The 4,933-nt window shown below is 70.2% G+C and carries 5 protein-coding genes; 1 reads left to right on the forward strand and 4 read right to left on the reverse strand.

Annotated features, from left to right (window positions below; all coding sequences use genetic code 11):
• Positions 1 to 451: 451 nt before the first annotated feature.
• Positions 452 to 1,357: an alpha/beta fold hydrolase gene (locus H5J26_RS28330; RefSeq protein WP_181768818.1), complete on the forward strand. Its 906-nt coding sequence runs from the start codon at positions 452 to 454 to the stop codon at positions 1,355 to 1,357.
• A 73-nt stretch (positions 1,358 to 1,430) separates the two neighbouring features.
• Here the strand turns inward: H5J26_RS28330 and H5J26_RS28335 are convergent, their stop codons facing one another.
• The 4 genes from H5J26_RS28335 to H5J26_RS28350 all read right to left on the reverse strand — a co-directional run.
• Positions 1,431 to 1,799: an antibiotic biosynthesis monooxygenase family protein gene (locus H5J26_RS28335; RefSeq protein ID WP_181768819.1), complete on the reverse strand. Its 369-nt coding sequence runs from the start codon at positions 1,797 to 1,799 to the stop codon at positions 1,431 to 1,433.
• Positions 1,800 to 1,867: 68 nt separating this feature from the next.
• Positions 1,868 to 2,605 (reverse strand): hypothetical protein, encoded by a 738-nt coding sequence (locus tag H5J26_RS28340; RefSeq protein ID WP_235981212.1) that lies wholly within the window; start codon positions 2,603 to 2,605, stop codon positions 1,868 to 1,870.
• A 399-nt stretch (positions 2,606 to 3,004) separates the two neighbouring features.
• Positions 3,005 to 3,922: an ECF transporter S component gene (locus H5J26_RS28345; protein WP_181768821.1), complete on the reverse strand. Its 918-nt coding sequence runs from the start codon at positions 3,920 to 3,922 to the stop codon at positions 3,005 to 3,007.
• The coding region (locus H5J26_RS28350) for an energy-coupling factor ABC transporter ATP-binding protein (RefSeq protein ID WP_181768822.1) at positions 3,919 to 4,933 on the reverse strand (1,015 nt) is incomplete at its 5' end. The genes H5J26_RS28350 and H5J26_RS28345, both read right to left, overlap by 4 nt.

The following is a 4,933-nucleotide window of genomic DNA, read 5'->3' on the forward strand; positions in this document are numbered from 1 at the left end:
GACCTGACGCGGCTCGCCTTCGAGCCGTCGGCGGACGGCCTCTTCCGTATCCACTTCATGGACCAGGCGGTATCCGGGGCCTGAGCCGCGGGATGCCGGACAGTCCGGATCGTGCACTCCGGAAAGGGCTGCTCGGCCTGCTCGGCACCGACCGGGAAGAATGACGACTCCCGATCCGACTCCCGGCCTTTTCCCATGCATTGGCGGTGTGCTTCTCCAACGGCCTGAGTACAGCAGATCCTTGCAGAGCCGCTGAACTTCCCGGGCGCGAGATCCGCGTGAACGAGCGCCGCTGCCACGGCCTTTGTGCCACGGGCTGGAGTTTCCGGTATCGGTCCTGGAACGGACGGAATCAACCCTCTGGCATTTTCACCGTAACCCGGGTGTCAAGGGGAAAACATCGGACGGCGAGGCGATTTTCCGCTGCCTCGAATTGGTTACCGTCGCGGCCATGCCAGAACTCGATGCGCGGAATGTCGGCCCGTCCGGAATCAACATCGTCTACGAACGCTTCGGTGACCCTGAGGCGCCGCCGGTCCTGCTGGTCATGGGGGGCGGTGCACAGATGATCAACTGGCCGGAGGAGTTCTGCCAGGAACTGGTGGACCACGGCGTGCAGGTGATCCGGTTCGACAACCGTGACGCCGGCCGGTCGACGCACTTCTCCGACGCGCCCCTGCCGGACTTCACGGCGGCACTGGCCGGTGACGTCTCGACGGCGTCCTACTCGCTGTCGGACATGGCGGACGACGCCGTCGGTCTGCTCGACGTGCTCGGGTTGGAGAGCGTGCACTTCGTCGGCGCCTCGATGGGCGGGATGATCGCTCAAGTGGCGGCGATCGAGCACCCGGACCGGGTCCGATCGCTGACGTCGATGATGTCCACCACCGGTGCACCCGATGTGGGTCAGGGCGACATGTCGGTGTTCGCCGAGGTGGGAAGGCCGCCGCAGGGCCGGGAGGCCTTCATCGAGTGGCACGTGCGTGCCATGCGCATCGCCGCGTCACCGGAGTACGAGTTCGACGCGGCCGCGGCGGCCGAGCGGGGCGGCCGGATCCACGACCGGGGCTACGACGTCCTCGGCTTCCAGCGCCAGGGCATCGCAGTCCTGGCGACGGGCGACCTCACCCCGCGGCTGAGGAAGCTGCGGGTGCCCACCCTGGTGGTGCACGGCAGCGCCGACATCTTGTGCGACATCAGCGGCGGACGGGCCACGGCGGCCGCCATCCCCGCCGCCGAGTTGGTGATCATGGACGGCATGGGCCACGGCCTCCCGAGGGAGCTGTGGCCGGAGCTCGCCACGCGCATCTCCGAACTCGTCGACCGCGTCGAATCGGTCGGGTTCTCCGACGGCTGACGGGACTGACGGGGCTGTCGGCGCGCTTCGTGACGGAAGCGCGCCGACGCCGTCGTGGCCGGTTCACCCAGGTCTACTTAGGGCCTTCCTGCTGAAGCACCTCGAAGGTCCACACGGTCGAGTTGGTGGACGCCGGTGCGGGGCGCTCCTGCTGCCCCTCGGAGCCGGAGCCGGAGCCGGACTGGCCCTCCGAACCCTGCGGCTTGCCGTCACCGCCGTGCGAGCGCCTGCCTGAACCCTCCATCCACGCCTGGAAGTCCTCCTCGCTGCGCCACCGCGTGTAGACGAGGTACTGGTCGGTCCCCTCCAGGGGACGCAGCAGCTCGAACCACTCGAAGCCGTCCGAGCCCTCTACCGCGCCCGCCCGCGCGGCGAAGCGCTTCTCCAGCACCTCACGTTGTTCCGCGGGGACGGTCAGGGCGTTGATCTTCACGATGCTCATGCGTTCCATCCTGCCGCACCGCGTTCGATCGCCCGGGCGGTGGTTCCCGCGGGGCTGCCGGTGGCCCGTCACCATCCGCCTTCGAAGAAGCCCAGGAGGGCGGGCGCCGGGTCGGCCGCGACGGTTGTGTTGGCGACAGCGACAACGACGACGGCCAGCGACAACAAGGCCGAGACAAGACCGAACGTGCCGAACACGCGCCTCCTTCGCCTGTCGGACGCGCCTGCCACCGCAAAGCTCCTCCACGACACCGCGCTCATGCCGGCAAGGGTGATCGCCACAATCGTGGCGGTCACGACTCTCACCGCGTGGAATCGGGAGAAGTCGTCGACCATCACCGTGAGGGCAGGCGGAGTTCGTTCTCCGGCGTCCGGGTAGTGAGCCAGGCTCTGCCGTACTTGATCGAGCGTCTCGGCGAACTCCCCGTGGGAGGCGTGGAGGGGGAGCATCGACATCAGTGAGGAGAAAGGCGCTGTCGCATCCTGGAGGTTGCCCTCCACCGTCACCGACGTGCAGAGCGCGAGCGCCGTGACGAGAGCCCCAGCCGACACGAGAGCGGCCCTGCTTCCCGCACCGAGCCCGTCGGCCCGCAGAAATGCCTTCCAGAGAAGAACGCCGAGCGCGGTGAACACGATCAGCAAGATCGCAGCGATCACAGCCTTGATCACGTGGTGATGGACCCAGTATTCGACAAGCCTCTTCAAGTCCGGCGAGAGGTTCCGGTCGCCGGAACGCCAGTAGTCGACGAACGATTCGGAGAGGCTGTCGACGAAGTTGCGCTGATCGCCGAAGCGGCCACCCGACATGCTCGCCGCCAACGGGCGGGGGACGAAGACGAAGGCAGGGACGAGTGCGGCGGCGAGAGCGACGAGCCAAGCGAGTGTGTGACCGGAGACACGAGCGGATCGAAACGGTCCGTGCGTGCTGGTGGGGCGCGACCTTGTCGTCATGCCGACGACCATTTCGCACCGGCGCTCGCCCGGTCACTGCGGTCTGCCACCCGCTCGGGGTAGGGCAGGCCCCCCAGGGGTGGGATCTCGCCGGGGACGTTCGCGGAGCGTGAGCGCACCGGCCCCACACGAGGCTTCGCCCTCGCGCCGACGAACGATCAAGACGGCCGATCCCGCACAAGACTGAGCCCCGATCCCGAATCACGGGACCGGGGGCTCTTCTTGCGGGTTCCTCATGTGCGTGGCATGACACACTCATCGATCTTCACGACGGTCGTGCGTTCCGTCGTGCCGCACACCCCGCGCCCCGGCGTCGGCGGGCAGGAACGTGGCCGGTGCCTCGAAGGCCGCACGGCGCGATGCGCGGCGGAGGGCGCGCAGCACGGTGCCGCCGAGCGTGAGGACGAGGATCACCGTGAGCGCGGCGCGCGGCACGTCCCAGCCGAGGGACGTGGCCAGTACGTACGCCGCGTACCGCGTGAGGTTCACGCTCAACGGGTCGCCCGGCACGAAGGAGACGCCGGAGCCGAGACCCGCGATGTAGGGCCAGCCCTGGAGGTTCATCACCAGGCCGTACATCAGCGCCGCGAAAGCGCCGTAGCAGGCGAGGAGCAGCAACTCGCCCCTTCCGCGCAGCCGTTCGGCACCGGGCAGCAGTCCGGCGCCCATGGCGACCCACCCCATGCTGAGCATCTGGAAGGGCATCCACGGCCCAGCTCCGCCCGTGAGCAGTGCGCTGGCGAACATCGACAACGCGCCCAGCACGAAGCCGAAGCCGGGTCCGAGCACCCGGCCCGAGAGCACGATGAGGAAGAACATCGGTTCCAGCCCGGCCGTCCCCGCGCCGAGCGGCCGCAGTGCCGCTGCCGCCGCGGCCAGAACACCCAGCATGGCGACGGCTTTTGCGTCCATCCCGGTGTCGGCGATGGTCGCGACGACGACGGCCAGCAGCAGCGGCAGCAGCGCCGCGAAGAGCCAGGGCGCGTCGCGCGAGTGGGCGAGCCCGGATGCGGAGTCGGCCAGCAGCGGCCAGCCGAAGGCGACGACGCCGCTGGCACTCGTCAGCACGAGAGCGGCGACAGAGCGGGGCCCCAGGCGCAGGGCCCGCGCGACCGGTCGGCTCCGGCCGGCGTTCCTGGGCGCCGCGTCCGCGGGGGCGGGACCCGTGCTCATTCCGCTGCCCCCTCGCGTCCGGACGCGTCGCGGCTCGCTGACAGCGCGCCGCGCACCTGCGGGACGGTCAACCAGCGTGCGGGGGCGAGGACCTTGGAGACCTGAGGCGCGAACGCGGGGGAGGAGGTGACCACTTCGGCCGTGGGACCGTCGGCGACGATCTCGCCCTGGGCCAGGATCACCACCCGCTGGGCCGACTCCGCCGCCAACTCCACGTCGTGCGTGGCGAGGACGATCGCGTGCCCCTCCTCCCTCAGGGCGTTCAGGATGCCGACGAGCCGGGACTTGGCCGCGTAGTCGAGGCCCCGGGTGGGTTCGTCGAGAAGTACGACCGGCGGCCGGGCGGTGAGGACGACGGCCAGGGCCAGAGCCAGCCGCTGTCCCTCGGAGAGGTCGCGCGGGTGCGTGCCGCCGGCCACGCCGGGCAGCAGCGTTCCCACCAGGTCGCGGCATGTGCCGTCCGCCGCGCCGGAGTCCGCGTCGGCCGAGGCGCACTCGGCGGCGACCGTGTCCGCGTACAGCAGGTCCCGCGGCTCCTGCGGTACGAGCCCGACGTGCCGCAGGAGCCGGCCGGGTCTGGTGCGGGAGGGGACGAGCCGGTCCGTTCCGACGCTGACGGTCCCCGCTGTCGGGACGTGCACGCCCACGAGGCTGTTCAGCAGGGAGGACTTGCCTGCCCCGTTACGACCCATCAGGGCGACCGTCTCACCGGCACGCAGAGAGATGTCCACGTCGTGCAGGGCGGTCACCTCGCCCCGGCGGAGGGAGAGTCCGGCGACCTCTGCGAGCGGACCGGTGCCGGGTAGGTCGCGGCTTCCGGGGCTGTTGGCAGATCCCTGTGCGCGGTCGCCGCGTATCCGGTCCAGAAGCCGGGAGCGTGAACTGCCGCCCGGGGGCCGCTTTTCGGTTGGCTCCCGGGACGTGCGGGCGTTCGGGGTGCCGGGTGGTCCGACGTCCGTACGGGCGTCCGGAGCGGCATCACCCGCTTCGGAGGCGGCGAGTTGCTCGCGC

The sequence above is a fragment of the Streptomyces albidus (ex Kaewkla and Franco 2022) genome (assembly GCF_013870515.1).
Classification (GTDB): domain Bacteria; phylum Actinomycetota; class Actinomycetes; order Streptomycetales; family Streptomycetaceae; genus Streptomyces; species Streptomyces albidus.